16 protein-coding genes are annotated in these 23651 nt (G+C 44.2%); 7 read left to right on the forward strand and 9 right to left on the reverse strand.

Annotated features, from left to right (window positions below):
* Positions 1–70: 70 nt before the first annotated feature.
* From AC623_RS18285 to AC623_RS18295, 3 genes are read right to left on the reverse strand one after another with little or no spacing between them, the layout of a single operon-like run.
* Positions 71–1177 carry a glycosyltransferase family 4 protein gene (locus tag AC623_RS18285; protein ID WP_049665203.1) on the reverse strand — a complete coding sequence of 369 codons (1107 nt, stop codon included), beginning with the start codon at positions 1175–1177 and terminating at the stop codon, positions 71–73.
* Between the two features lie 60 nt (positions 1178–1237).
* The gene (locus AC623_RS18290; RefSeq protein WP_049665206.1) at positions 1238–1954 is read right to left on the reverse strand and encodes a WecB/TagA/CpsF family glycosyltransferase; all 717 of its coding nucleotides are present in this window, start codon (positions 1952–1954) and stop codon (positions 1238–1240) included.
* A gap of 11 nt (positions 1955–1965) precedes the next feature.
* Complete coding sequence (locus AC623_RS18295) at positions 1966–3261, reverse strand: nucleotide sugar dehydrogenase (protein ID WP_049665208.1); 1296 nt, start codon at positions 3259–3261, stop codon at positions 1966–1968.
* Between the two features lie 207 nt (positions 3262–3468).
* On the opposite strand from AC623_RS18295, the gene csaB reads away from it, so the two are divergent.
* On the forward strand, positions 3469–4575 hold the full coding sequence (gene csaB / locus AC623_RS18300) for a polysaccharide pyruvyl transferase CsaB (RefSeq protein WP_049665210.1): 1107 nt from the start codon (positions 3469–3471) through the stop codon (positions 4573–4575).
* 14 nt (positions 4576–4589) lie between these two features.
* Positions 4590–5756 carry a glycosyltransferase family 4 protein gene (locus AC623_RS18305; protein ID WP_049665213.1) on the forward strand — a complete coding sequence of 389 codons (1167 nt, stop codon included), beginning with the start codon at positions 4590–4592 and terminating at the stop codon, positions 5754–5756.
* 380 nt (positions 5757–6136) lie between these two features.
* Here AC623_RS18305 and AC623_RS18310 read toward each other — a convergent pair whose 3' ends face one another.
* Both AC623_RS18310 and AC623_RS18315 read right to left on the reverse strand, forming a co-directional pair.
* The gene (locus AC623_RS18310) at positions 6137–6832 is read right to left on the reverse strand and encodes a nuclease-related domain-containing protein (RefSeq protein ID WP_049665215.1); all 696 of its coding nucleotides are present in this window, start codon (positions 6830–6832) and stop codon (positions 6137–6139) included.
* Between the two features lie 54 nt (positions 6833–6886).
* Positions 6887–7711, reverse strand: coding sequence for an STAS domain-containing protein (locus AC623_RS18315; RefSeq protein WP_049665218.1), 825 nt, complete (start codon positions 7709–7711; stop codon positions 6887–6889).
* Positions 7712–7840: 129 nt separating this feature from the next.
* Here AC623_RS18315 and AC623_RS18320 point away from each other — a divergent pair, with 129 nt between their 5' ends.
* The 3 genes from AC623_RS18320 to AC623_RS18330 all read left to right on the forward strand — a co-directional run bounded on the left by AC623_RS18320 (position 7841) and on the right by AC623_RS18330 (position 11581).
* Positions 7841–8323, forward strand: a complete 483-nt coding sequence (locus AC623_RS18320) for a TspO/MBR family protein (protein WP_049665220.1) — start codon at positions 7841–7843, stop codon at positions 8321–8323.
* Between the two features lie 217 nt (positions 8324–8540).
* A complete protein-coding gene (murJ, locus tag AC623_RS18325) occupies positions 8541–10067 on the forward strand; it encodes a murein biosynthesis integral membrane protein MurJ (protein WP_049665225.1) in 1527 nt (508 codons plus the stop codon).
* Between the two features lie 5 nt (positions 10068–10072).
* A complete protein-coding gene (locus AC623_RS18330) occupies positions 10073–11581 on the forward strand; it encodes a hypothetical protein (protein ID WP_049665228.1) in 1509 nt (502 codons plus the stop codon).
* Between the two features lie 69 nt (positions 11582–11650).
* On the opposite strand, the gene AC623_RS18335 is transcribed toward AC623_RS18330, so the two are convergent.
* From AC623_RS18335 to AC623_RS18350, 4 genes are all read right to left on the reverse strand, one after another.
* Entirely contained in the window at positions 11651–13636 is a 1986-nt protein-coding gene (locus tag AC623_RS18335) for an S-layer homology domain-containing protein (RefSeq protein WP_049665230.1), read from the reverse strand.
* A gap of 151 nt (positions 13637–13787) precedes the next feature.
* Positions 13788–14807 carry a C40 family peptidase gene (locus AC623_RS18340; protein WP_156187083.1) on the reverse strand — a complete coding sequence of 340 codons (1020 nt, stop codon included), beginning with the start codon at positions 14805–14807 and terminating at the stop codon, positions 13788–13790.
* Positions 14808–15322: 515 nt separating this feature from the next.
* Complete coding sequence (locus tag AC623_RS18345; RefSeq protein ID WP_231603667.1) at positions 15323–17251, reverse strand: S8 family serine peptidase; 1929 nt, start codon at positions 17249–17251, stop codon at positions 15323–15325.
* A gap of 110 nt (positions 17252–17361) precedes the next feature.
* Complete coding sequence (locus AC623_RS18350) at positions 17362–18771, reverse strand: N-acetylmuramoyl-L-alanine amidase (RefSeq protein WP_049665235.1); 1410 nt, start codon at positions 18769–18771, stop codon at positions 17362–17364.
* 350 nt (positions 18772–19121) lie between these two features.
* Between AC623_RS18350 and AC623_RS18355 the strand changes: the two genes are divergently transcribed.
* Complete coding sequence (locus AC623_RS18355; protein WP_049665237.1) at positions 19122–20759, forward strand: hypothetical protein; 1638 nt, start codon at positions 19122–19124, stop codon at positions 20757–20759.
* The gene (locus AC623_RS18360) at positions 20752–23541 is read left to right on the forward strand and encodes a DEAD/DEAH box helicase (protein ID WP_049665239.1); all 2790 of its coding nucleotides are present in this window, start codon (positions 20752–20754) and stop codon (positions 23539–23541) included. The genes AC623_RS18355 and AC623_RS18360 overlap by 8 nt, the downstream gene beginning before the upstream one ends.
* Positions 23542–23651: the final 110 nt, after the last annotated feature.

A 23651-nucleotide genomic window follows, 5' to 3' on the forward strand; every position in this document is an offset into this window, starting at 1 on the left:
GATTTTCATAAAATCCCACAAAAAAATCCCGAAAACTATATTTTCGGGATAGGAATATATTATTATTCTACTATTTCTTATTAATTAATTGTGTATATAGATCTTTTGTCGCTTTCTTCAATTTTTCTAATGAAAAATGTTGAGAAGCAAAGTGATATAGTTTGTCACCCATTTCAGTCAACTCTCCTGCGTCTTTGCACTCGATTGCCTTCCGCAAGGCTTCTGTGTAACCCGCCGTGCTCTTAACTGGCACGATCCAGCCCGTCTTTCCATTCTCCACGAGCTCCTTCACCCCACCAACGTCCGTCGTCACAATCGGCACGTGCTGGTTAGCCGCTTCTAGAAGCGCCAACGGAAAGCTTTCGCTGTAGGAAGCGAGCAACGCCAGATCCGAAGCTGTGTAAATTTGATCGACATCCGAGCGAAAGCCTAGGAAATGGACGTGGCTATTTAGCTGCAGCCGCTCGACTTCTTTTTCCAGCTCGTCTTTGATCGGGCCGTCTCCCACTAACAGTAAGTGCGGGCGTTTCTCCTCTTCGATCTGCTTCATCGCTTCAAAAACGATCGTATGGCCTTTGATCGGATGAAGACGGGCGACCATCGCCATCACGAAGTCTTCATCTGTTACACCCAATTCATTGCGCGGGATTGGCTGTGCTGTTTCTTTAGTAAAATGAATTCCGTTATAAACCGTTTGAATTTTACTGGCGTCAATGCCGAGCTTCACAAGATTTTGTTTAAAGCGCTCCGACACCGCAAAATAAGCATCCATTTTTCGAATGGCATACATGCTAAGAGTAGTAAAAAGCCTACCCTTTAAACCGGATTTCACAAAGTCAAGGGCTGGATCACTGTGAACAGTCGTGACCCACTGGATGCCGGTTTTCTTTTTAATATAAATACCGAACAGATTGGCACGCGGACCATGTGTATGTAAAATGTCAAACTTCTCTTTCTGGATAAACTGGACGATCTTTTTTAAGATTGACAGGTCATAGCGGGAGCTTTGCGAGAACACTTCGGTGCGGATGCCTTTCTGTCTTGCTTCTTCGGCAAACGGACCTTCCTGCATAACCGCCAGCGTCACTTCATCCTGGGCAAACTGCTCCAACAGCGTGATCACGTGCTTGCGTGAGCCGCCTGTTTCCGCTCCGGTGATAAAATGAAGTACTTTCAAATGAAACACCTCTTTAAAAAAAGTGCCAGGCGCCTCTATCCGAGGAGCCGGGCACTTGGTTTATTTTTGTAATAAAATTTTCAGCAAAAATTTCGGCAAGGCCAGCTGCCGTTTAATACGCTTCGGTTCCTTCGCTAAACGGTACAGCCACTCGAGACCAAGCTTCCGGTAAAAAGCCGGGGCTCTTTTCACTCGGCCGGAGTAAACATCAAAGCTCCCGCCTACTCCTTGGAATACCTTAACATTTGGCAGTTCGGCCATATGGTCTTTAATCCACAGCTCCTGACGCGGGCTGCCGAGCGCCACAAACAAGAGAGCGGCACCAGATTCACGAATCTGCTCCAAGAGCGCCTGCTGATCCTCTACGTAGCCGTTCGCATAGCCGACGATACGCAGATTCGGAATGCTCGCTTCCAGCTTTTCCTTGGCTGTGCGGACGACTTCTTCCTTTGCCCCATAGAAAAAGACACCATGCCCATTGTCAGCCGCGAATTTCAACAGCCTTCCCATCATATCGACCCCGGTCACCCGCTCCCGAACGTCACCGTTTCTCATCTTAGAGGCAATCACGATGCCGATGCCGTCCGGGATTTGGTAAGTGGAATTATTGATGAGCTCTTTGACGACAGGATTCCGGTTAGCCGTGATGACTTTTTCAGGATTCACGGCAATCACAGTAGACTGCAGCCCTTCTGCCATTCTTCGCTGCAAATCATCGATAATCTCTTCATACGTGTAAGGCGAGACAGACACGCCTAAGTATTGTTCCTTTTCCATTACAGACACCCTCAGCTATTGATTGGTTTGACCGCAATGGCTTGCAGGCCAGTTACGTCCCCGATACGGTAGACCGTAAGCCCTTCTTCTTGCTCCAGGTTCGTGCAGTTCTTCGTATCGAAGACAACTGGCGTTTCCATTTCGGACAGCAAGACGTTTTTGTCGATCATTTTAAATTCATTGTGATCCGCTAATACAACAAGCAGATTCGCCCCTTTAACAGCTTCCACAAAGGAAACGAGCGGGAACGGCACTTGTTCGTCTCTAACATGCGGATCATGGACGCGAACGTCATAACGCGGATTAGCCAGCACCTTCTCCACGATTTCAATTGCCGGACTTTCGCGTACATCATCAATATTGCCTTTATACGTTAAACCAAACAAGGCAATTTTTGGTTCTTTTAACTCCGACGTCAGCTTAATGATTTGCTCAATGACAAAGTCTGGCATCGAGTTGTTAATGTCACGGGAAAGCTGGATCATGAGCGCTTCTTCCGGTGCTTTCTCCACGATGAAGTAAGGGTCAACCGCGAGACAGTGGCCGCCAACACCTGGACCTGGCTGATGAATGTTCACACGTGGATGCTTATTCGCAAGCTCAATGACTTTATGCGCATCCACGCCAAGACGAGCTGAAATTTTCGCCAATTCATTAGCGAGCGCGATGTTCACATCACGGAATGTATTTTCCATCAGCTTTGACATTTCGGCTGTCACGGCTTCTGTTTCAATGACATCCCCTGTGACGATTTGACGGTACACATTCGCGGCTTTTGTTGTAGCTTCTGGTGTTAAACCGCCAACAATGCGCGTATTTTCCACAAGCTCAATTAAAATCCGGCCAGGCAACACCCGTTCTGGGCAGTGCGCAATCGCTACATCTTCTTTCGGATTAAAGCCAGCAGCTTCGATGATTGGCGCGACAACATCATCCATCGTGCGTGGCGGAATAGTCGATTCCACGATCACGACGTCGCCTTTTTTCAAATACGGAACGACCGCTTCTGTGGCACTGCGCACATAATCCACGTTCGCTGTGCAGTCTTCATGAATCGGTGTCGGAACAGAAATAATGAAAGCATCTGCTTCCTCCGGTTCGAGTGAAGCACGCAGTCTGCCTGAATCGACGACTTCCTTTACGACTTCTGGCAAGCCTACTTCTTCAATAATAATTTCACCTTTATTTAAACGTTCGACTACTTGCTTATTGACGTCTACTCCTACTACAGAAAAGCCGGCACGGGCGAATACGGCCGCTGTCGGCAGACCAATATATCCTAAACCAATGACGCAAATTTTTTGCATGTAAAAAAATCCTTTCTAACAGAAGTTGTTCAAAAATGGTGATCCCATTTTGAACGTCTATCCTATGCTAGTATAATTGAATTTCATTGCTTCCAATAGTATAGCAAATTCACTTCCAGCTTGCACTAATTTCGTTGAATGTATATAGGACAAGTGTTAAAATGTAGTTTAGCTTTTTAAGCATTTGATTTGAAGGAGGACATCCGTTTGAAGGTTGTGATTTCGGGATTTTATGGATTAGGCAATACCGGTGATGAAGCGATCCTGGAAGCGATTGTTGATAATTTGCGAAATGAGATAAAAGACATAGATATAACCGTGTTTTCCCTGTCGCCGGAACAGACGGCAAAAGAACACAACGTCAAGACTGTCTACCGCGGCTGGCGCCATGATAATAAAGGAAAGATTCGGGCGCTGCGAGAAGCGGATTTATTGATTAGCGGTGGCGGCGGCTTGCTGCAGGATACATATCCAACGAAATTTTTGTTCGGTCCGCTTCCTTATTATTTGCTCATCGCTTTTTTAGCAAAGTTATGCGGAGCGAAAGTGATGTTCTTTTCACAAGGCATCGGCCCGGTTACGTCTACGTGGGGCAAGATTTTAATGAAAGTATTTGCGAACCGCGCCGATTTTGTAACGGTGCGCGACCAGTATTCAAAAGACTATTTGCATAACCTTGGCGTTAAGCGGCCAGAAACCGTTGTAACGGCGGATATCGTCTTTGCTTTCCAAAAGAAGCCGGACGATGCCTGCATGAAGAGCCTGCCAGTGAAAGGCACAGAAAAGCTTGTCGCTGTCTCCACCCGTCCGTGGTTTGCGCATGACGACTATTACAGCAAGCTCGCCGATGTGCTCGATGAACTGATTGAGACAGAAGGCATTACCCCGGTGTTTGTACCGATGGAAGGCCATCACGATGTCGATGCTTCCAAGCGTGTAATGCAGCTGATGAAGCGGGCAGATGACTGCTTCCTTCTCGGCGGCGACTTTACGCCAAACCAATACTTGAATTTTATCGGTGAATGCGAGATGACGATCGGCCTGCGTCTTCATTCGTTAATTTTCTCGGCGCTTTCTCATGTGCCTCATATTGGAATCAGCTATGATAAAAAAGTAGAAAGCCTCTTAAAGCGCTCTGGCATGTGGGAGTATTCTTTCCCGCTCGAAGCATTCGATCCAGAGAAGATGAAAAAAAATGCCCGTTATGTACTCGCTCACCGTCAAGAGCTGAGTGAGGTGGTTGCGGCCAATGCGGCGGAGATGCGCAGAGAGGCCTTAGAAAATATTGAACTATTAAAGAAAAAATTTATGTGAAGCGAGGGTTTTTCATGAAGATTTTGCTTGCGACGGTCTACCATTATCCACATACAGGCGGTTTGTCGGTTCATGTGGCAACGCTGAAAGCAGGGTTGGAAGCGCGCGGCCATGAAGTGGATGTTCTTTCTTTTTCTGATATACCCGAGTTTGAACAAAAAGCAAAGGTGCGCGGCCCTGGCTTTTTAATGAATAAACTATCTAAAGGAAAAGGCTTTGTCTACGGCTTAAAAGCACGGAAGAAAATGCTGCAAAAGCTGATGGAACAAGTGAAGCATAAAAACTATGACATTGTGAATGCTCAAGAAGTCTATGCAACATTCGCGGCACTTGATGCCGGCCTTCCGGTTGTGTCCACTGTGCATGGCTACTTAACGTATGAAGCGTTAAGTGCCGGCAATATTTTAAAAGACAGTCCAGAAGAACGCTTTTTAATGGAAGAAGAAGTAAAAGCGTACCGCAGCACGCGTGCGATCATTACCGTTGATACGCGCATTAAAGAATATGTCGAACGTGAAGCGGGTGTGACAGGTACCGCCATCCGCAACTTTATTAATGTGGACGACTTCCGTCCGGATACAGAAAACAAAGCGGCATACCGCCAAAAGCACGGCTTGTCTGCTGACGCTCCAATCTTCTTCGTACCGCGACGGTTGACGAAGAAAAACGGCGTCATCTATCCGATTTTATCCTTGCCAGCCGTATTGGAGAAGTACCCAAACGCCCAGCTGATCTATGCGGGAACGGGTGAAGCGATGAACGAAATGAAGCGCTTGATCGCGGAAAGAAAGCTCGAGAACAATGTGACACTGCTTGGTGCGATTCCGCATGATGTTATTAAGGAATATTACGCACTAGCAGACGTTATCTTAGTGCCAAGCGTCCACTCTGCTGGTGTCGAAGAAGCTACTTCGATCTCTGCACTTGAAGCAATGGGCTCTGGCCAGCCGCTCATCGCCTGCGCTGTCGGCGGCTTAAAGGAAATCGTCGATCATAACGTCGATGGCTTGCTCGTTGAAGAGAAAAACGTAGAAGAATTATCAGCCGCGATGACCGAGCTATTAGATAACCCAGAAAAAGGCCGCCAGCTCGCAGACCGCGCCCGCGCGAAGATCGAAGCGGAGTATTCGCACTTAGCAGCTGCGGAGAAATATGAAGAAATTTACTTGAAAGCAAAATAATGTGAGCAATCCCCTGCTGCCTGGTGGCCGCGGGGGATTTTTTGTGTGTTGCGCTCACATTCGACAAAAGTTCGCTCATAATCGACAACCTTGCGCGCACAACTAAGCCATTTGCGCTCACAATCGGTAAGTTCGGTTTTTCTGACTGCCAAAGTAGGTCAAATTTAATTCTTTTAAAAGGCGGGTCGCGGTGAAACGCGAGTCGAGCTGCATGTATTTGCGAAATTCTTTGTTGGTGATTATGTTGCCGTAAAAAAATGCATAGTCAGCTAAAGCTTGAATATGGGCATCACTTGATTGATGATTACAGCGGAGACAGTGCCATTTCCCTCTTGTTCGTTGCATCGGAATGTGTTGACAGGCGGGACAATGGACTCCTTTTAGCAGTTCGGATTGGGAAATTTGAAATTTTTCGAGGAGATTAGGATCGTGGGGATATGTTGAGCTTTGAGACAGTAAGCCATTTTTTCTAATTCTGTTAGCGTTAGAATGTCAGTCGGGTAACGCCGGTGCAGTTCTTCGATCTTGTTAGGAAGGGCGACGGCGTGGAGGACTTTTTGAAACGCTTCTGTGTGAGTGGGATCAGCGGTAATTTTCGTAGTGGGGAAGCTAATGACAACGAGGGGAATAACAGGGAGTTCAGTTATACGATAGCTAGCGAGCCAGGCTAGAAGCTGACGCTGTTGGCGTTGGATCTGCAGCAGAGGGTCAGAGAATATATCTTCCCCGCTTTCCTGAAGACGTACAAGCTGATGAAAGGATCGGTCGAAAAATAGTGTGCCGGCTATGTTTTTTGTCTCAAGAATGACGGCCATGTTTGGATAAAGAAGTAAGGTGTCTAGTTGAAAAAAGTAGCCATTTTTGCCAAGAATTCGAAGTCCATGCAGCATCAGCGGCTGGCTTCCCTGCAAACTAGCCAGGTGGTAATCAAGCGCCTCCTCACCGCGATGCCCCGCCCAGCTTTTATCGAGCTCAGCCTTTATAATAGATCTTTTTGCATGAAACTCAGGCAGTCGACGAAACAAAGCTTCCAATTTATGAATCTTTAAGGGGAATTCCCGCTTTTTTATATTCATGTCCCCTCTCCTTTCCTATTAAAGAAGCCCCGGAAAGTGTCCCGGAGCATTTTTTTAAAAATCAAGCGCTCTTGATAGCGTGCTGACTGTATGAACGGAATCAAAATTAAGTCCGAGCTGAACAGCCGTCTGGGCAATTTCAGGCCGAATGCCGGATAGAGTGGACTTGACTCCGATTAAGTTTAAGGCTTCAATCAGCTGGAATAACTGATAGGCTACCATTGTGTCAATCATCACGACGCCCGATATATCAATTAATAGATGATTCACCTGCAGCTTAGCACATTGTTTTAATGTATTTTCTAACAGGAATTTTGCTCTTTGCGTGTCAATGTCACCGACTAACGGCAACAGAGCGACGCCGCCTTTTAGCATAATAACCGGTGAGCTTAATTCGTTGATCATCTCCCGCTGGGCCTCAAGCATTTTTGTTTGATATGTATACGTCTCTTCCGTAAACTTCAGCACGACCTTGTCAAAAGCTTTGACAAACTTGTCCTTCCACTCATCTACACGCTCATGGCTGATATCGCTATTCTCTCTGGCGAATTCATTGATAAATTCCATATATTGCAGGCGAACACGCATGAATTCACGGATAATAAAATGAATCGGTGTGTTAAGATGATCTTTGCTTCTGGATACTTCAAAAATCCAGTCATCAAACTTTTTATAGAAATCCTCTTCTTCTTCGATGAGAAGATTACACAAGTATCCATGGAATCTGAAGTTCTGCTCTTTTAGCTCCTCCACCACTTCAGGATCATTCGAAGCATACACACCGGATGGATCGCTTTTATCTAATGAATTGTACCATTCCTCTGTCAGCCGCTTTGCTTTCTCTATTAGAAACGTATACATCTTTTTGTTTAATTCCATTAGCTCTCCCCCTGACTGGCATATGTCTCCATGGTGTATTATATAACAATTTGGAAAGTAGAACCAAATAAAAGTTTAAACGAACCCAAAGAAAGCAATACATAGAATAGATCCTTAAGGAGGTACGACATGGAATTGTTAAAAGTAAACGGAAAAATCAATGCCGGAAAATTAGCCGCGAGTGTCCTATTACCCGTTGTAGGCGGATCACTGGTCGGTTATTTTGCCACACGAAATGCCAAAAAAGAGTACAAGCGCTTAGAAAAGCCAGGCTTCTCCCCTCCATCCTGGGTGTTCCCCACTGTCTGGACCGGGTTGTACACCGCAATGGGCATCGCTCGCTACCGAGCGGCCGCCAAAACGGAAAAGAAGGAACGGCTTCTCCCTTACGACATTCAGCTCGGCTTGAATTTTCTCTGGTCCTTCCTATTTTTTAAATGGAATTTGCGCGGAGCTGCCTTTGTAGAGATCGCCCTGCTCCTCGGCATGATCACCTTAACAGCGTATGAATTTTACCAGCTGGATCAAACCGCTGGAAATTTAATGATCCCTTATGCCGCCTGGGTCACATTTGCTCTTGGATTAAACTACTCTATCTGGAAAATGAACTAAGACGCCGTGCTGTGCGGCGTTTTTTTGCTGCTTTGTGAGCGGAGGGCGCAGCTTTGTGCGCGCAACCTTGTCGAATGTGCGCGATCTTTTGTCGGATATGAGCGCAATCCAGGTTTTTGTGAGTGCAACCCCCATGCTCCTAGTTAACTTCCCACTTAATTTACGGTATTATAAAGTATTGAGTTTTCTATTCCTATTTTATATTGAGGTGGGTTTTGTGTCGTTGAAAAAGACGGCTCTCTGGCTCGGATTGCTGGCGATTGTTGTCAAGTTTTCCGGCTTTTTAAGAGAGAGTATTATTGCAAAGGAGTTTGGGGCAAGTCATTATACAGATGGGTATTTGCTGGCATTTTCATTCATCACCCTCGTGATTGCGATGATTTCCGGCGGGTTTAATAATGTGTTTTTACCGATGTACGTGAAAAATCGAAAGGATGAGCCAGAGCAAACGGAACATAATGCCAATGCGATCATGAACTTGACCGTGCTGCTGTTCCTTGTCATTTCCTTTGTCGGCTGGCTGCTGGCGCCTTATTTCGTACCGTTAATCTATGGAAAAATGACGCCAGAAACAGCTAAAATCGCGATTTCGGTTACACGCTTTTTCTTCCTATTTATGAGTGCGATCGCGCTTAACGGGATTTTAGATTCTTATTTGCAAGGGCGGCGGATTTTTGTGCCTTCACAAATCTCCAAGCTGTCCGCTACGCTAATGGGCGCCATATTCGCTTTACTCTTTTCCGACCAATGGGGCATTAATAGCTTAGCGTACGGTTTTATCTTCGGAACGGTGCTCGGCATTCTCGTTCAACTGTTCTTTTTATGGAAAAAAGACTGGCGCTGGACCCCTGCTTTAAAAGTAGAAAAAGAGTTTCAACGGGTGTTTCTCGTGCTGCTCATTCCTTCTTTGCTTAATTCAGTAGTTGGCCAGATTAATATGTTTGTGAATAAATCGTTCGCGGCCAGCACAATTCCTGGTGCGGTCACTTATTTAAATAACGCATCACTCATTACGAGCATTCCTCACACGATTTATGGAACAACGATTGCGGTTATCATTTTTACCTTATTGTCTGAACAAGTCGATGAGCAGAAAAAGTTCCAAAATACCTTTTTCATGGGAATGCAAGTTTCTTTGTTAACACTGGCTCCGATTGCGGCTGGATTGCTTTTAGTCGGACAAGAAGCGATTTCTTTCATCTTTGAGCGAGGGAAATTTACTGCTCATGATACGTATAATACGTATCTCGCTCTCCTGTATTACTTGCCAACCATTGTGACGCAAGGACTGCAATACATCGTCTCGAAATCAATGTATGCCCGCGGAAAAACAAAGGTTGTGTTCCGGATTAGTGTGACGACCATCGCGTTAAATGCCCTGTTAAACTGGCTCTTCGTCGGGCCGTTCGGCTATCCAGGATTAGCGCTGACCGGTTCGTTCGTGTCTGTTTATTATTTAGTCGTCAGTACTGTTTTCGTCTATAAAGATTTTGAGAAAAAAGAGGCGACGCGGCTGATCGGCCTTATTGGACGCGTGCTGATCGTAACGGCGTTCATGGTCATCCCGCTCTATCTTTTAAAAGAATTTACGCCAATTTCCAGTTTGTATTCATTATGGCAGCTAGCGATTATCGTTCCGCTCGGCGTGTTGTTTTACGTAGCCGGCCTGTTCTTCTTTTATAAGGAAGGGTTTCATCAATTGCTGAACCTTCTTAAAAGAAAAGCGCGTGCGCAAGGCAGGTGAGTAAAATGAAAGGATGGATGCTGGCGGTGGTGGCGGTAGTGTTGCTATTAGCAGGCTGCATGGAAGCTGATCATAGCAGACAAACAGCGGGTGAAACCGTGCCTCTTGGCGAGTTGAAGCTCGTTCTCTCTCAAAATCTGTCCCTGCAAAGCAAAACAGAGTCCAGCCTTTCTTCCTTTTATAAGGATACGCTTTACACCTATAATTGGGAAGATCGAGGCCAGTTAAAGATTAAAGTGCGCACGGTGAACAACGGCGATCAATTTGTGATGGTTCAGCTAAAGAATGTATCGGCCAAACCACTCACTCTTAAAGCAAAAGTGACACAGCCAAAAGCGGACGACTATTACTTTATTGATTGGCATCGGAAGTCAAAGCGGCGGCAGCACAACCCAGTCATCGGAAATGATGTCACCACTCCGCCTTCCGGCTTGCTTCGTTACACAGCAGACAGCCATTTTTTATACGAAGCGGTTGTCAGCAAACAGTATCAATCAAGAGTCAAAACAAAACTATATGAAAATGGCCAGCAAAGCACGATACGTGAACTGACAGCGGAAAAAGAAGCCCTGCAGCACGATGTATCTGGCTTTTCTTTCTTACTTGAAGCACCTCCAGAACAGCTGACAGAGCAATGGTTTTTACTCGCTAAAGAGCCTTTATTTAAAAGTGGTGACCACTTAAGCAGCTGGATTGATTTTCAATATGCTCATTATCAAGGAGTGAATAACTGGTTCACGGTGAATGGAGCGATCAAGAAGCTTCCATGGTCCATTGAGCCTTTCACAAAAAACGGTTACGGCAGACATCTCGGCACTCTCATTGAGAAAGCAGCGATTGACCAATATTTTTCATCAGGTGACCGGTATTTCTATGATTTGATGGCGCAATCCGTTGGAAACCTGCTTGAATACCGCAAGCAGAAACGCAGTTCGATTTGGCAAACTGAATATACCAGCACCTGGCTAAAACAAAAATACGATATTACTTCTCTTTATGTAGATACACGGCACAATGAGCTAATCGCTCTGTATTTATACCGAATCGGCAAGGAATTCAATGACAAAAAGTTAATGAACGTATTGCCAACCTATGCAGATTACTTGTTGAACTTAATCGCGATTGACAATATCGTGCCAACGAAAAAAGGCTATTTACCCGCTGATTACTACTCGCCATATCAGGGCAAGCAATTTATTCACACATCCCTTAACCATGCACTAGGGGAAGCAAACTTGCTTATGGATACTTATAAAGCGACCGGCGACAAAAAGTACTTGCTCGCTGCTAGTGAAATTCGCCTCGGCATCGAGTCACTCGGCACAAAATGGATCCGTCCTAACGGCGATCTTTGGTACCAGGTAAATTATGACCTGACCTTTGACGGAAACGACTATGAACAATTAACACTAGATGACCTTGAGCGTCACGAAAAAAAGTGGCAAGCAATCGGCGGCAAAAAAAGCCCTATTCTACAAAAATTAATGGAAAGCAAACGAAAGGCCATCCGGTAATGACCGGATGGCTTTGTTTATGCTTTTACTCTCTTTTTAAACAATATATTACGTAAAAGCAGTACCTTTTTATTTTACAACTGGCAATGGGGTGACATATGGAGAGTAGACATAAGCCTCTTTGTAGTTCAAATCGTCTGAAATGACTTTTTGCCATCCTGAAACAGAAGCACCGATCATAACAATAGGCATGCCGGCTTCTCTATACGTAAATTGGATAGCGCCGTTCGGAGCAGAGCGGACATTTAAGCCTTCGACATTCGTTAAACCAATTTGGTATTTTCCAAAGTCTTTACTACCAAGGTCTTTGTCAATCCGATACATGTGACCCGCTACTTTTCCTCCCCAAGCAATATCAGAAGCGTATTTTACGTTAATGCCGACCCCTTTATTCCCTGCGGCGGCCCCATTAGAAATACTTTGTTTCCAAGCTCCGACAGGATTAGGTACAACATAACGATCATTGAGATAGCCATCGGCTAGATGATACACACTTTCCACTGGAGAGGCGAACGACTTTCCTTCTTCCGGCTTGCTGTCATAGACAGCAATACCGAACAAGTTATTATTGACTTGAGCATGGCGGCTCATGCCGTAGTCGCTTTCATGGATGGCCATAGCGAGAATTAATAACGCATTGATACGCTTTTCTGCCTCGACTTTCTTAAGCGTAGCGCCAAGCCCTATTAACTTGCTCTTTTTCGAAGCATCCTTATACTTTGCAAGACCAGTAGCTTCTCTTTCGGCTAATGCTTTTTTAATAAAACTATCTAGTTCTGCGGCTGTGTAGTTAGTAGCTGTTCTAGCTGATAGAAATTGAAAATATTGATAAGCCGTTCCTGCAACCCGGCCTTGGTCATTATAGAAAGTGGCATTATCCCAGCTGTAATACTTTTGACCGGCATTCAAGAAGCTCGGCGCTTTCCCGGCTACATAGGATACATAATTTTTAGAAGCAGGCTGGTACATAAAATGCTGTAATTCCCCATTGCTTACCCGGTAATAACTGCGGCCTGGCGCTCCTTCAAATGGAACAAGCGTGCTGTCGCTGTGCTTCATATAATAATCTCTGCCGCCAAGTGATGCTTTTACATAGCTGTCAGTCGATGTAATATATTTTAGCTCCGCTCCTTTTACAGCATAAGATCGAGCTGTAGCGAATCCTGAATCACTATACAAGTTCACCGTGGCTCCGCTGTTACCCGCAAACACAATACCGCCATTCGTACGCATATGGACAATCTTATCACCTTTTAACACTAACTCCTGCCCACGTTGATCCATTGCCTGTTTAGCAGCTTCAAAGGTACTGTATGAACCGGAAGCGTATGTCAGCTTGCCGCTTGCGTCAATAGTCGCCACTTGATAGGCTTCGGATGGCGCCGGTGCTGGCTCTTCCTTCGGCGGCTCAGGCGTTGGCACCGGTGTTGGTGTTGGTGACGGCTCTGGCTCCGTACTGCCTGACGTCTTCTTTGCCTCTAACAGGCGATAAATGAAGGCAGCCGCATGATCGCGTCTCGCATTTTCCAAAGGATTGAAAATGGTACTGGAATATCCGCGGATAATATTCAGAACATAGTTTTTACTAATCGCTACCTTATGAGCCGAGCTTAAATCGCTAATATCAGTAAAAGGGGCTACCCTTTCGTATTTAACATCCATTTTTAGATAGTTAAGCGCATTGCTAATCATCAATGCCATATCTTTTCTCGTAATGAAATCATCGGGATGGAACCGGCCATCTGACCCTCCATTTACAATCTTCGCTGCTGCGGCTGCATTTACACCAGCAGAGAGCCTTAATGAAGATGGCACATCTTTAAAGACAGATGGACCATCAGGCAGTTCTAAAGCCCTTGTTAAAAAAGTGGCAAATTCTGCACGCGTAACACTTTGCTGCGGCCTAAAGTCACCGTCCGCATAACCTTGCATAATTCCTGCATCGATCATAGCTTGGATTTCATCTTTCATCGCTGCTTCTGTGTTTAAAGGGGTAACAACCGGGAATAGTAAACTGAATGACATAACCAGTGCAATAGCTTTATTTTTTTTCACTGTAATACTCCTTTCCGGTAACTCTAGGTTTCTTAGATTCTCTTATTCTATCGGTTTATGTTCAGAATTTAATAGTATAAATGGATAATTTTTATAAAGATTTTATTAAAAAAATAGCCCCGGAATCATTTCCAAGGCTATTAGTCTCCTATTATTTCGCGTTCATTGCATTATAGATTGCTACGGAGAATGCTTCACGAGTCGCACGGTGATCACCATAATACTTTTCAGTTTTAAAGATTCCCGTTTGATCAATTGCACTCATTGTTACAATTGGCTCGTATGCCCAGTAACTGCTTTTAATTTCAGCGTATGGGTTAGAAGCAGCCGCTGCATTGCCTAGTTTCAAATCGAAAGCTCTTTGAACAATAACCGCCATCTCTGTACGGCTCATGTACTCATCAGGACGGAAAGTTTTATCAGGGAAACCATTGATAATGCCTGCTTCACGAATCGCTGCAATGTCTACCGCAAAACGGTTTGTTTTTGGCACATCTTTGAAATGGCTCATGACGACTGGCTTGCCTTTTAATACACGATTAATAATGGCTGCGGCTTGTCCGCGTGTAACCGGCTCATCCGGTCTGAAAGTATAATCATCAAACCCTTGAATGATATTTTGATCAGTCAAAGAAGTAATGGCATCGTAAGTTGGCGCTGTTTTTTCAACATCTTTGAATCCATCGAAAGATTCGACAACACGTTTTGCGCCGGTATATTTTGGGCCCCAGTAGCTATTATTTAATGAAACTAAGGCAATCCCCTGGCTTGATGTTGCATTTAATACCATGTTATTGCCTGCATAAATACCAACATGGGAGATTCCCGCTCTGTAGGTGTTAGAGAAGAACACTAAGTCCCCAGGCATTAACTGGCTCTTAGAAACAGCTGTGCCAATTTTATATTGCAGTTCTGTCGTTCTCGGGATAGAAACCCCTGCTGCATGTTTGTATACATATTGAGTGAAGCCTGAACAGTCAAATCCGTTTGGCGTTGTTCCACCGAATACATACTTAACACCCATGAATTTCTTCCCGTAATCTACTAATGATTCTCCAATAGACGCTGCTTGTACTTCTGTATGTGAAAGTGCTGGTATGGCGACTGGCGCGGTTGTCATTAACATAAACGAAGCTAATCCACTTGCTACGATTTTCTTAAATTTACCCACTGTAAACCCCCTGCATAGTTTTAAAAATATTTGTCTTTTTTCCTGTTTTTTCTCACTGAGGATATTGTAGCAAATATAAACCTACTATTCTTTTACGTTTGCATTACATTCACGTTTCCCTATGTAATGTAGAAAAAGGCTGAATTTACAGTGCTTCCAATAGATACATTTTAAGGAATCAGAAGACTTTGTAGGAAAATGTCTGTTTTTTAGATAAATACACATATTTATGTAACATAGAAATATTTTCGTAACAAGACTGATTATTCAGATATTTTGGGCTAGGTTGATTTCAAAAGTTATTTAACTTTCTGCCGCTAAAAAAATTCCATTTTAAGTATCTTTATATTTTTTAAAGTTATAGATTATTCTTTTAGTAGTTGATTTTACCAGAAGGTGGCGACTCTTCCGTCATACATTTGCATCAACTTATACACTGCCGATATCCTGCAGCAAAAAGCTGCAAACTATAATAGAAAAAAGCTGCCTTTATGAAAAAAGGCAGCTCCTTTGTTTTACCTTAATTGCTCGTTCATTGCTTTTGCTAGAAAAGCAGAAAACCCAGCTCGGTTAATGGCTGTTGAAGGACGGAAAGTCCGATCTTCAAAGCCGTTAATAATATTCTTGGCAGCTAGGCCGTTAATATATTCATAGCCCGTTACTCTTGAACTAATATCCTTGAAAGGACCTGTTGACTGACCAGCAATGTGATAAGCTTTGGCAATTAGAATCGCCATCTCTGCACGGCTAACTGGTTCATTAGGACGGAAGGTTCCATCTGGGTAACCAGAAATAACTTTTGCTTGAGCCAAAGATTCAACGTAACCGGATGAACCAACGGCAGCCGTTACATCTTTAAACCTCGTATTTCTCTTTGTGCCGTCCAAGCCTAAAGAGGTGCCGAGCAAGATAGCAGCCTCGCTCCGCGAAATAGAACGCTCTGGCCGGATTTCCCCATTTGGATAGCCCTTCATAATTCCCTCATGATATAAGTAAACGACAAAGCGGTTATACCATTTATCAAGAGAGACATCTTTCAGCGCGGGTGCTGGATTTCCAACTTTAAGCGATACAAAATTGGGGCTTTCTTTGCCATTCACAACAGGGTGGAAATAATACTGCACGGTCCCGTTGGTTGCGTAATCAACCATTTCTGAAGCCTTTGCCCCTTTTGTTATTAACGTATCGAAACGATAGACGTTGTAAGCAGTAAACTTGGCAGCTGCATCGCTCGTATCGATTGTCACTTTTCCTTTGCCATCAGTACTGTAGGGTAAGGAAAAGGCAGGGTCAGTCGGATTTTGGTCAACCTGTGCCAATCCGTAACCATAGAAATCATCTCTGCCAGACGCACCTAGATCTATAGCGTTTTTCTGCAACAGCATACGTATACGCTTATTCGACATTTCCGGATACTTTTCTTTATAGAGAGCAGCAAGACCTACCACATAAGGAGAAGCCATAGAGGTGCCCGAAAGTGTTCTGTATCCCACCGGCTCGCTTGTTTTTATAGTAGTTGGGTATGTACTATAGATTTTTTCTCCTGGAGCTGTAAGTTCTACTTCTTTTCCAATTGAGGCAAGCGAACCATGACCTTTATTTGCATCAACGGAAGAAACAGCGATGACCTCCGGAAATTTAGCTGGATACTGAACAGATGAAGGCTCTCCCGTTAGCGGCTCCCCTTCATTCCCTGCAGCAGCTACAACAAGAACTCCGCTGTCGTAAGCCCGCTGAATCATGCGGTGCAAATAGTCGTCTTCATACGGCGATGTGATACTAATATTGATAATATCCATTTTATTTTTAATCGCCCACTCGACTCCAGCCATCATCGTCGATGTGGTTCCATCACCTAATTTATCCAGTACTTTAATCGAATAAATTTGCGCGTTAGGTGCAACACCGACCACACCAATTGAATTATTCTTTGCAGCAATGATTCCGGCAACATGAGTACCATGACCATTATCGTCGTTGTAAGAATTCTTACAACCATCTATACGAAGAATCGTCATCATGCAAGCACCGCCGGCCACTTGAAGATCCGGATGCTTCGTATCAATCCCCGAGTCAAGAATTCCTACTTTTACTCCTTTACCCGTCAGCGTACTCGGAACACGTTTATCCGCTCCTACTGCTTTATACCCCCATTCTATCCGCTGCTCACTTTTTTGCATCGGTTTATCATATTTAATCGAATGAATAGTCGGCTGAGCCTCTAACCGCTTCTTTTGAACATCGGTAATTTCAACAGCAGCGGCTGGTAATTCATCAAATATATAATTTACGTCTTCCGTATACTTCTGTAATAACTGACGATCCACTTCTTCGTTAAACAAAACTATGGCTCTTTTTTTCACAAGTGCGTTCGCATCTGCATTTGCCGGAAAAATGTGAAGAAAGAGAAGCGCAGTAAACAAAAGAAGAAAGTATTTCATCATTTTACCCAAAGTAAACACCTCTCTTTTCGCGAAATAAAATAAGGGAGGCAGTAAGCTGCCTCCCCTTCATTGTAACTTTTATTCTAGTAGAATTCTATTTTATTATTTTCCTATTTTGCTACGCCGTATAAGGCGTCAACATCATAGCCCTTCGCTTTATAGTAGTCTAAAGTACCAAAGTAAATCGCTTTGGCAGCTGCGTTTCTCCAATAATCAGAACGAAGCATATCGTTATCCTTCTTCGTGTCAATGAAACCAAGCTCTACTAAAACAGCGGGCATCGTATTTTCACGAATGACGTGGAAATTACCGTTTTTCACGCCGCGGTTAGCTAAGTTCCATGCAGTCAGCATACGCGCTTGAATCTTGGAGGCCAACAGCTTGCTGTCCGCGACATTTGGATTTTGGTAAGCAGAATAATAGTAGGTTTCTGTTCCTGTCCCGCCGCCAGCATTCGCATGAATGCTGATGAAAGTGTTAGCTCCGACAGATTTTGCGTAGCTGACACGATCTCTTAATTCGACAAATTTATCTGTGGAACGTGTCATTTTTACTTGGAAAGGCGTTTGCTTGAATAGGTTATTTACCTTTAATCCTGTATCAAGGACGACATTTTTTTCATAGATTCCGAAACCTGTAGCACCTGAATCATGGCCTCCATGTCCCGGATCGAGCACAATCACTTGCTTAGCAATGCGCGGGTCAACATTACCGGCATTCGTTGCTTCAGCTGTATTGCGCAAGTAAGCACCATGCACAAATCCTTGAAGAGAGCCATATTTAATATAGTTCCATGAACCTACTTTATACGCGCTTAGTACTTGTTCATTTTGCTTAACTGCCCCAACCTTTGGATAGGCGTCACTTGGTCCTGTACGAACATTTAAGCTATCTACATTAATCCAGCGGGCATCTTTAAAAGTAACGGTATTGTCAATCAAACGAAATTGCGGATTAATAGCGCGCGCCAAAAAGACAGAGAAATCTGCACGAATGATAAATTCATCCGCACCAAAAGAGCCGTCTGCTTTCCCCTGAGCAATGCCGCGGGATTTTAAAGCGCTAGCTGCGCCGGACAGCTTGTTGCCATACTCATATCCAAATGCTTTACTGATCATAACCGCCATTTCACCGCGTGTTACTTCCTGATAAGGATGAAATGATTTATCACTGTATCCAGAGAGAATGCCTTTGTCAGCAGCAGACTGGATGTAGCCTGAAGCAAACATGCCAGAACCAACGTCTTTGAAAGAAGTTGGCCGTTTTGTGCCATTCAATTGAAGTGCACGGCCAATAAATGTAGCGGCTTCTGCACGAGTGACCCGTTTATTTGGACTAAATTCAGTAGCGGATGCCCCTTGAGCAATCCCGCCTTGTGCCAAGTAATAAATCTCCTTAGCTGCCCTATGGGAAGCTCCCACATCTGTAAAATTTGTCGCAGCTTGCGCTGTATTTTTAACTCCAAATAGAGGAATGACCAAAAGAAATGACAAAAGAACTAAAAAAGAACTTTTTTTCACACCTCTACCTCCCTTCTTATTTTTTTCCATTCTAACATATTTATAAAAAAACAAACGGCCATCTCAAAAACTACTTTTTAAATTTCATTGAACAATATTACTAACTAATTAAATAAAAGTATTTTTACCCTTAATTTGCCATAAAAAAGAAACAGGTGTAACGCAATTGAAAAAAGACTAAATATTACAAATTATTTTGACTTACCGGTACCACCCCCTCCCCTTTTCCGAATCCAGCTTTTTTCTCCTGCTTTTTTGTTTTATAATGAAAAGATATGAAATTTCTATAGAGATGTCTTGTTTCTATTAGAAATAACCCCGGTTTCCCCTGGGTGAAGGAGGTTCAAAACATGTCTGTTGAATCAGCGGCGCTAGAAAAACAATTAGATGCTTTTTGGGCAGATTTACAAACAACATTAAATCCCGCTCTTTCTCGTGATAAAGCCATTATGGAATTGGGGTTTCGTCTGTACTCAAATGAGCAAGCCGCATTGCGTCACATGTCCACTGGATTAGTCAGCGGTTCAGTCATACAGGCAGACAGCGAATTATTTCAGGTCTATCTCGATCTGTCTTCCCCTCATTTAAGCAGCTGCACTTGTACCCAAGACCAATGGTGCGCTCACCAGCTAGCACTTTTCTTTGCAGCTTGCCAGGATACATCTAAATCTGCTTATGACTTTTTCAATGACTGGCAGAAGACCCCACACAATCCAGCAGCAATTCCTGGTGTGATGCGGGCCAGTGACTTATTAAAAACGACGACTGCAGCCGATGATGGACCGGATGCTTGGATAAAGAGGATCGAGCACGCAGCCCAAGAACGCCTGTCAGCTCGATCTGTTCAAAAAAATCCTTATGTTGTTGAATATGAGGGCAGACATGTACATGAACATTTACTAAAGCAGCGTCCTGCAAAAAGAGAGTGGCAGCCGCTCTATGAATTATATGTAAGCTTTGGGCTGCTGTCTTTTATAACAGAACTATTCAGTGAAACGACGATCTCTAAGGAATTGTTACATCGTGCTTGTTCGTCTTTTTTATTTTATATAGTGGAAGAAGCAGCGGATGCTGCAGAAGATATTGGGATGCACGCCCTGCCCTTTGAATTTGACCCGTATATTCATTATTTGCGACAAGAATCTTCTTCTCTATTAGCACGGAAGAATCACGTGTTTACGGCACAGCGCATTGATCTATACCGCCAGCTGTGGACGGCTCTTTTTAAGCGGGAAGCATGGCGGAAAGAAGAGCGGCTGCGGCTGCAGGCGCTTCTGGAGGAAAAGCAAGAATTAACGGTATCAATCGGCTACTTGCATCACCTTTATTTAGCAGATGAACTGGACAGTTTTACTGCTTTCGCTAAAAGTCTGCCGGACACAGGGGTCGATCTATATCTATTCTGGCTAATAGATGCTTTTAATACGAAGCAATATGAAAAAGCCCGAATGCTGATCAGAATTGTGGATCAAAAGCTAGAAGGCTACCTGGAGCAGCTGGAGCAAGGCGGCAGTATGCAAAGCCGCCGGTTCGTCCATTGGTTTCTAACCTATATTGATACGGATTGGCTAATGGAAAAAGAGCCGCTGCTTTATAAGAGCTTATTGGAACGGATGCTGCCGTATAGCTATTCAGAATTGAGCTTTTACTTTCTTCAGACAGAACAATATCGCGAGTGGGTAGAATTGCAATTGTGGATGGATAGCGAACTGCCTGAGCTTGACCGTAATGGGCTTAAAGAAGCAGCGAAGCAGGCACCACACGAAGTATTACCTCTTTACCATCATGGCATTCTACGTTTAATCGAGGAGCGCAATCGGGCAAGTTATAAAAAAGCTGTCCGTTATTTAAAACGGCTGCGAACACTTTATAAAAAATTAAAACGAACCGACCGTTGGGATATGTATATTCACAGCTTGTTGGAAACGAAAAAACGATTGCGGGCTTTCCAGGAAGAATGCAGAAAGGGTCAGTTAACGGATGCTTAAAACAAGAACAATCACGATTTATATAAAATGGCTAGAAGATAAGCATTTCTTTCTCTGGGCAGAAGCAGAAAACGAACGCCTTCTTCCTCCAGCTGAATGGGTGAAGCAGCTGTTTCTTAGTCATGAGGAGAGCTTTTATGGCTCCTTGCTTGAAACAACTTCCTACAAGGGCAAGGATGGTATTCTTTTATCCGCCTGGCAGTGGGTAACGCTTTTTAAAAGTGAACAATTCAATCGCTTTATCCGCTGGGAATGGGATGAACTCGGAGACTTTAGCCTTGCGGCTGCGCCAGCTATCTATGAGGCCATTACAGATGGCGGTTTCGTCCCACACTTTAAAGAAAATGGCTTATCCTTTCAAGTCCCCGACTCTGTTTGGGAAGAATTTGGACCTGAGTTTTGGGAAGAATCCGTCGTGGAAGTCAGTAATCGCGAGCTAGTCACTTCTCTTTTTCAAAGTTGCGCCGAACAGGCTTTCAACGAAGCAGGAGCAAACTACACAAAAGCGAATCAGCTTACTAGCGGGAAGTTAACACCAGAAGAGTTAAACCGTTATTTTGATGCGGCCCGCTGGCGTGAATGGCTTGGGACAGATGAGACTACTGCTCCTTTTACTGCTGGTCTGCGGCTAATAGAACCAGCGGAAGATCATGAAGATTGGTCACTTGAGACCGTGCTTATTAGCCGTAATAACACCGAAAAAGTATATCCGCTAAAAGGAAGAATTTTAAAAAACTGGCAGCCCTACCTTCCTGAAGCGGAAGCAGAGCAGACGCGCTGGCTGTGTCTCTTTCCTTGGCTAGAAGAAGCTGGGACGCTTCGTTCTCATTTATCGGAAGAATGGGCCTTTCTCTTTTTAACAGAAGCCAGTGAAAAATTAATTCAGCTCGGTGTCCCTATTCTCTTGCCTTCATGGTGGGAATCCATTCGAAATGCATCTTTGTCGCTGTCTGCCAAAGTGTCTTCAACCACTTCGAGCCGGCCTTCATTCGTTGGTCTGCAAGCGATTCTTGATTTTAACTGGCGTTTATCAATGAACGGGGCGGATTTGTCTGAAGAAGAGTTCCTGAACCTAGCGGCTAATAATCGCCGGCTTGTAAAAATAAATGGAGAATGGATTCAATTAGATCCTGAAATGGTGCGTAAAATTCAAGGATTAATGAAGAAAGCAAAAAGAGAAGGACTTCGCTTACAGGACCTACTTGAGCAGGAGCTCGTCCCTCTAGAAGAGCAAACAGATGATTGGACGGATCCACGGCTATTTGCTCATATACAGATTGAGCTGAACCGTTCATTCCGTAAAATGATTGCCCAGCTGAAGGATGTGTCCTCCCTTCCAGTTCTGCCAGCCCCCGCTGATTTACATGCTGAATTACGGCCATATCAGCAGTTTGGCATGAGCTGGCTCCTATTTTTACGCTCTTGCGGATTCGGTGCGGTCCTTGCCGATGACATGGGGCTCGGTAAAACGATCCAGCTGATTTCCTACTTGCTGCATGTAAAAAAGCAAGAACAGCCAACCACCCCTGCCCTGATTATTTGCCCAACTTCTGTTCTTGGAAACTGGCAAAAAGAGTTGGAACGGTTTGCTCCTGGATTACGGGTCGCTCTTCATTATGGCAACAATCGAAGACAAGGAGACAGCTTTGAGCAGCTAGCTAATGAAACAGATGTTATTTTGACGACATACAACCTTTCCCATCTCGACTTTGACACATTGTCATCCATTGAATGGAACACAGTCGCACTAGATGAAGCGCAAAATATAAAGAATGCTCAAACGAAGCAATCACGGGCTGTACGCAAGCTGAAAGGCCGTCATCACATTGCATTAACAGGGACGCCGATGGAAAATCGCCTTGCTGAGCTATGGTCTATTTTTGATTTTACAAATCACGGGTATTTAAATAGCCTTGCGTACTTTCAGAAGCATTATATTGTACCGATTGAGAAAGACGGTTTGAAATCGAAAATCGAGCAGCTGCAAGCGAAAATTCGCCCGTTTTTACTAAGACGGACGAAAAATGACCCTGAAGTGGAATTAAATCTTCCTGAAAAGCTCGAGCAGAAAGAATATTGCCCGCTTACAACAGAACAGGCTGTCTTATACGAGCAGCTCGTTAATGAAACGATGGAGGAAGTGAGGAAATTAGAAGCCTTCGAGCGCCGCGGGTTAATTTTACAAATGCTGAATAAAATTAAACAGCTGTGCAACCACCCTGCGCTTTATTTAAAAGAACAAGAGCCCGCACATATTGTGGAACGCTCTGAAAAAATGAACAAATTAATGGAGCTAATCGACAACATTATGGAACGCCAAGAAGCCTGTTTGATCTTCACCCAATACATTAATATGGGGGAAATGATCCAGCAGGAAATAGAGAAACGATTTGCCATTACGGTTCCCTTCTTAAGCGGCAGCACCTCTAAAGAGCAGCGTGATCGTTTCGTTGCCGACTTTCAAGAAGGACGCTTCCCTGTCTTTTTACTGTCATTAAAAGCAGGAGGCACAGGGTTAAACTTAACTGCCGCCAATCATGTCATCCATTTTGACCGTTGGTGGAACCCTGCGGTTGAAAACCAGGCCACGGACCGGGCCTACCGTATCGGTCAAAACCGCTTCGTTCATGTCCATAAAATGATTACGACAGGCACGATTGAGGAAAAAATTGATGCGATGCTCGAGAAAAAACAAGCACTCAATGACGAGATCATTAGCAGTGACCAGTGGATTACGGAAATGGACGACAACGAGCTGGAAGAGCTTCTTATTTTAAAATAACCTACACGAAAGAGCCGGTTCAGAGGAGGAGCCGGCTCTTTTAGTGAGGAAGTATTTCGGAGATCCATAAATCGCAGAGCCTGTATGGCTAAATAAGATAGGATAGTTGA

The sequence above is a fragment of the Bacillus sp. FJAT-27231 genome (assembly GCF_001183975.1).
GTDB lineage: Bacteria > Bacillota > Bacilli > Bacillales > Domibacillaceae > Pseudobacillus > Pseudobacillus wudalianchiensis.

Coding starts and splice junctions, on each gene's coding strand:
- AC623_RS18360 (WP_049665239.1), top strand. CDS start 20,752: ATGCTTAAAACAAGAACAATCACGATTTATATAAAATGGCTAGAAGAT.
- AC623_RS18315 (WP_049665218.1), bottom strand. CDS start 7,711: ATGGAATTAAACAAAAAGATGTATACGTTTCTAATAGAGAAAGCAAAG.
- AC623_RS18345 (WP_231603667.1), bottom strand. CDS start 17,251: ATGATGAAATACTTTCTTCTTTTGTTTACTGCGCTTCTCTTTCTTCAC.
- AC623_RS18320 (WP_049665220.1), top strand. CDS start 7,841: ATGGAATTGTTAAAAGTAAACGGAAAAATCAATGCCGGAAAATTAGCC.
- AC623_RS18355 (WP_049665237.1), top strand. CDS start 19,122: ATGTCTGTTGAATCAGCGGCGCTAGAAAAACAATTAGATGCTTTTTGG.
- AC623_RS18310 (WP_049665215.1), bottom strand. CDS start 6,832: ATGAATATAAAAAAGCGGGAATTCCCCTTAAAGATTCATAAATTGGAA.
- AC623_RS18330 (WP_049665228.1), top strand. CDS start 10,073: ATGAAAGGATGGATGCTGGCGGTGGTGGCGGTAGTGTTGCTATTAGCA.
- AC623_RS18290 (WP_049665206.1), bottom strand. CDS start 1,954: ATGGAAAAGGAACAATACTTAGGCGTGTCTGTCTCGCCTTACACGTAT.
- AC623_RS18305 (WP_049665213.1), top strand. CDS start 4,590: ATGAAGATTTTGCTTGCGACGGTCTACCATTATCCACATACAGGCGGT.
- AC623_RS18295 (WP_049665208.1), bottom strand. CDS start 3,261: ATGCAAAAAATTTGCGTCATTGGTTTAGGATATATTGGTCTGCCGACA.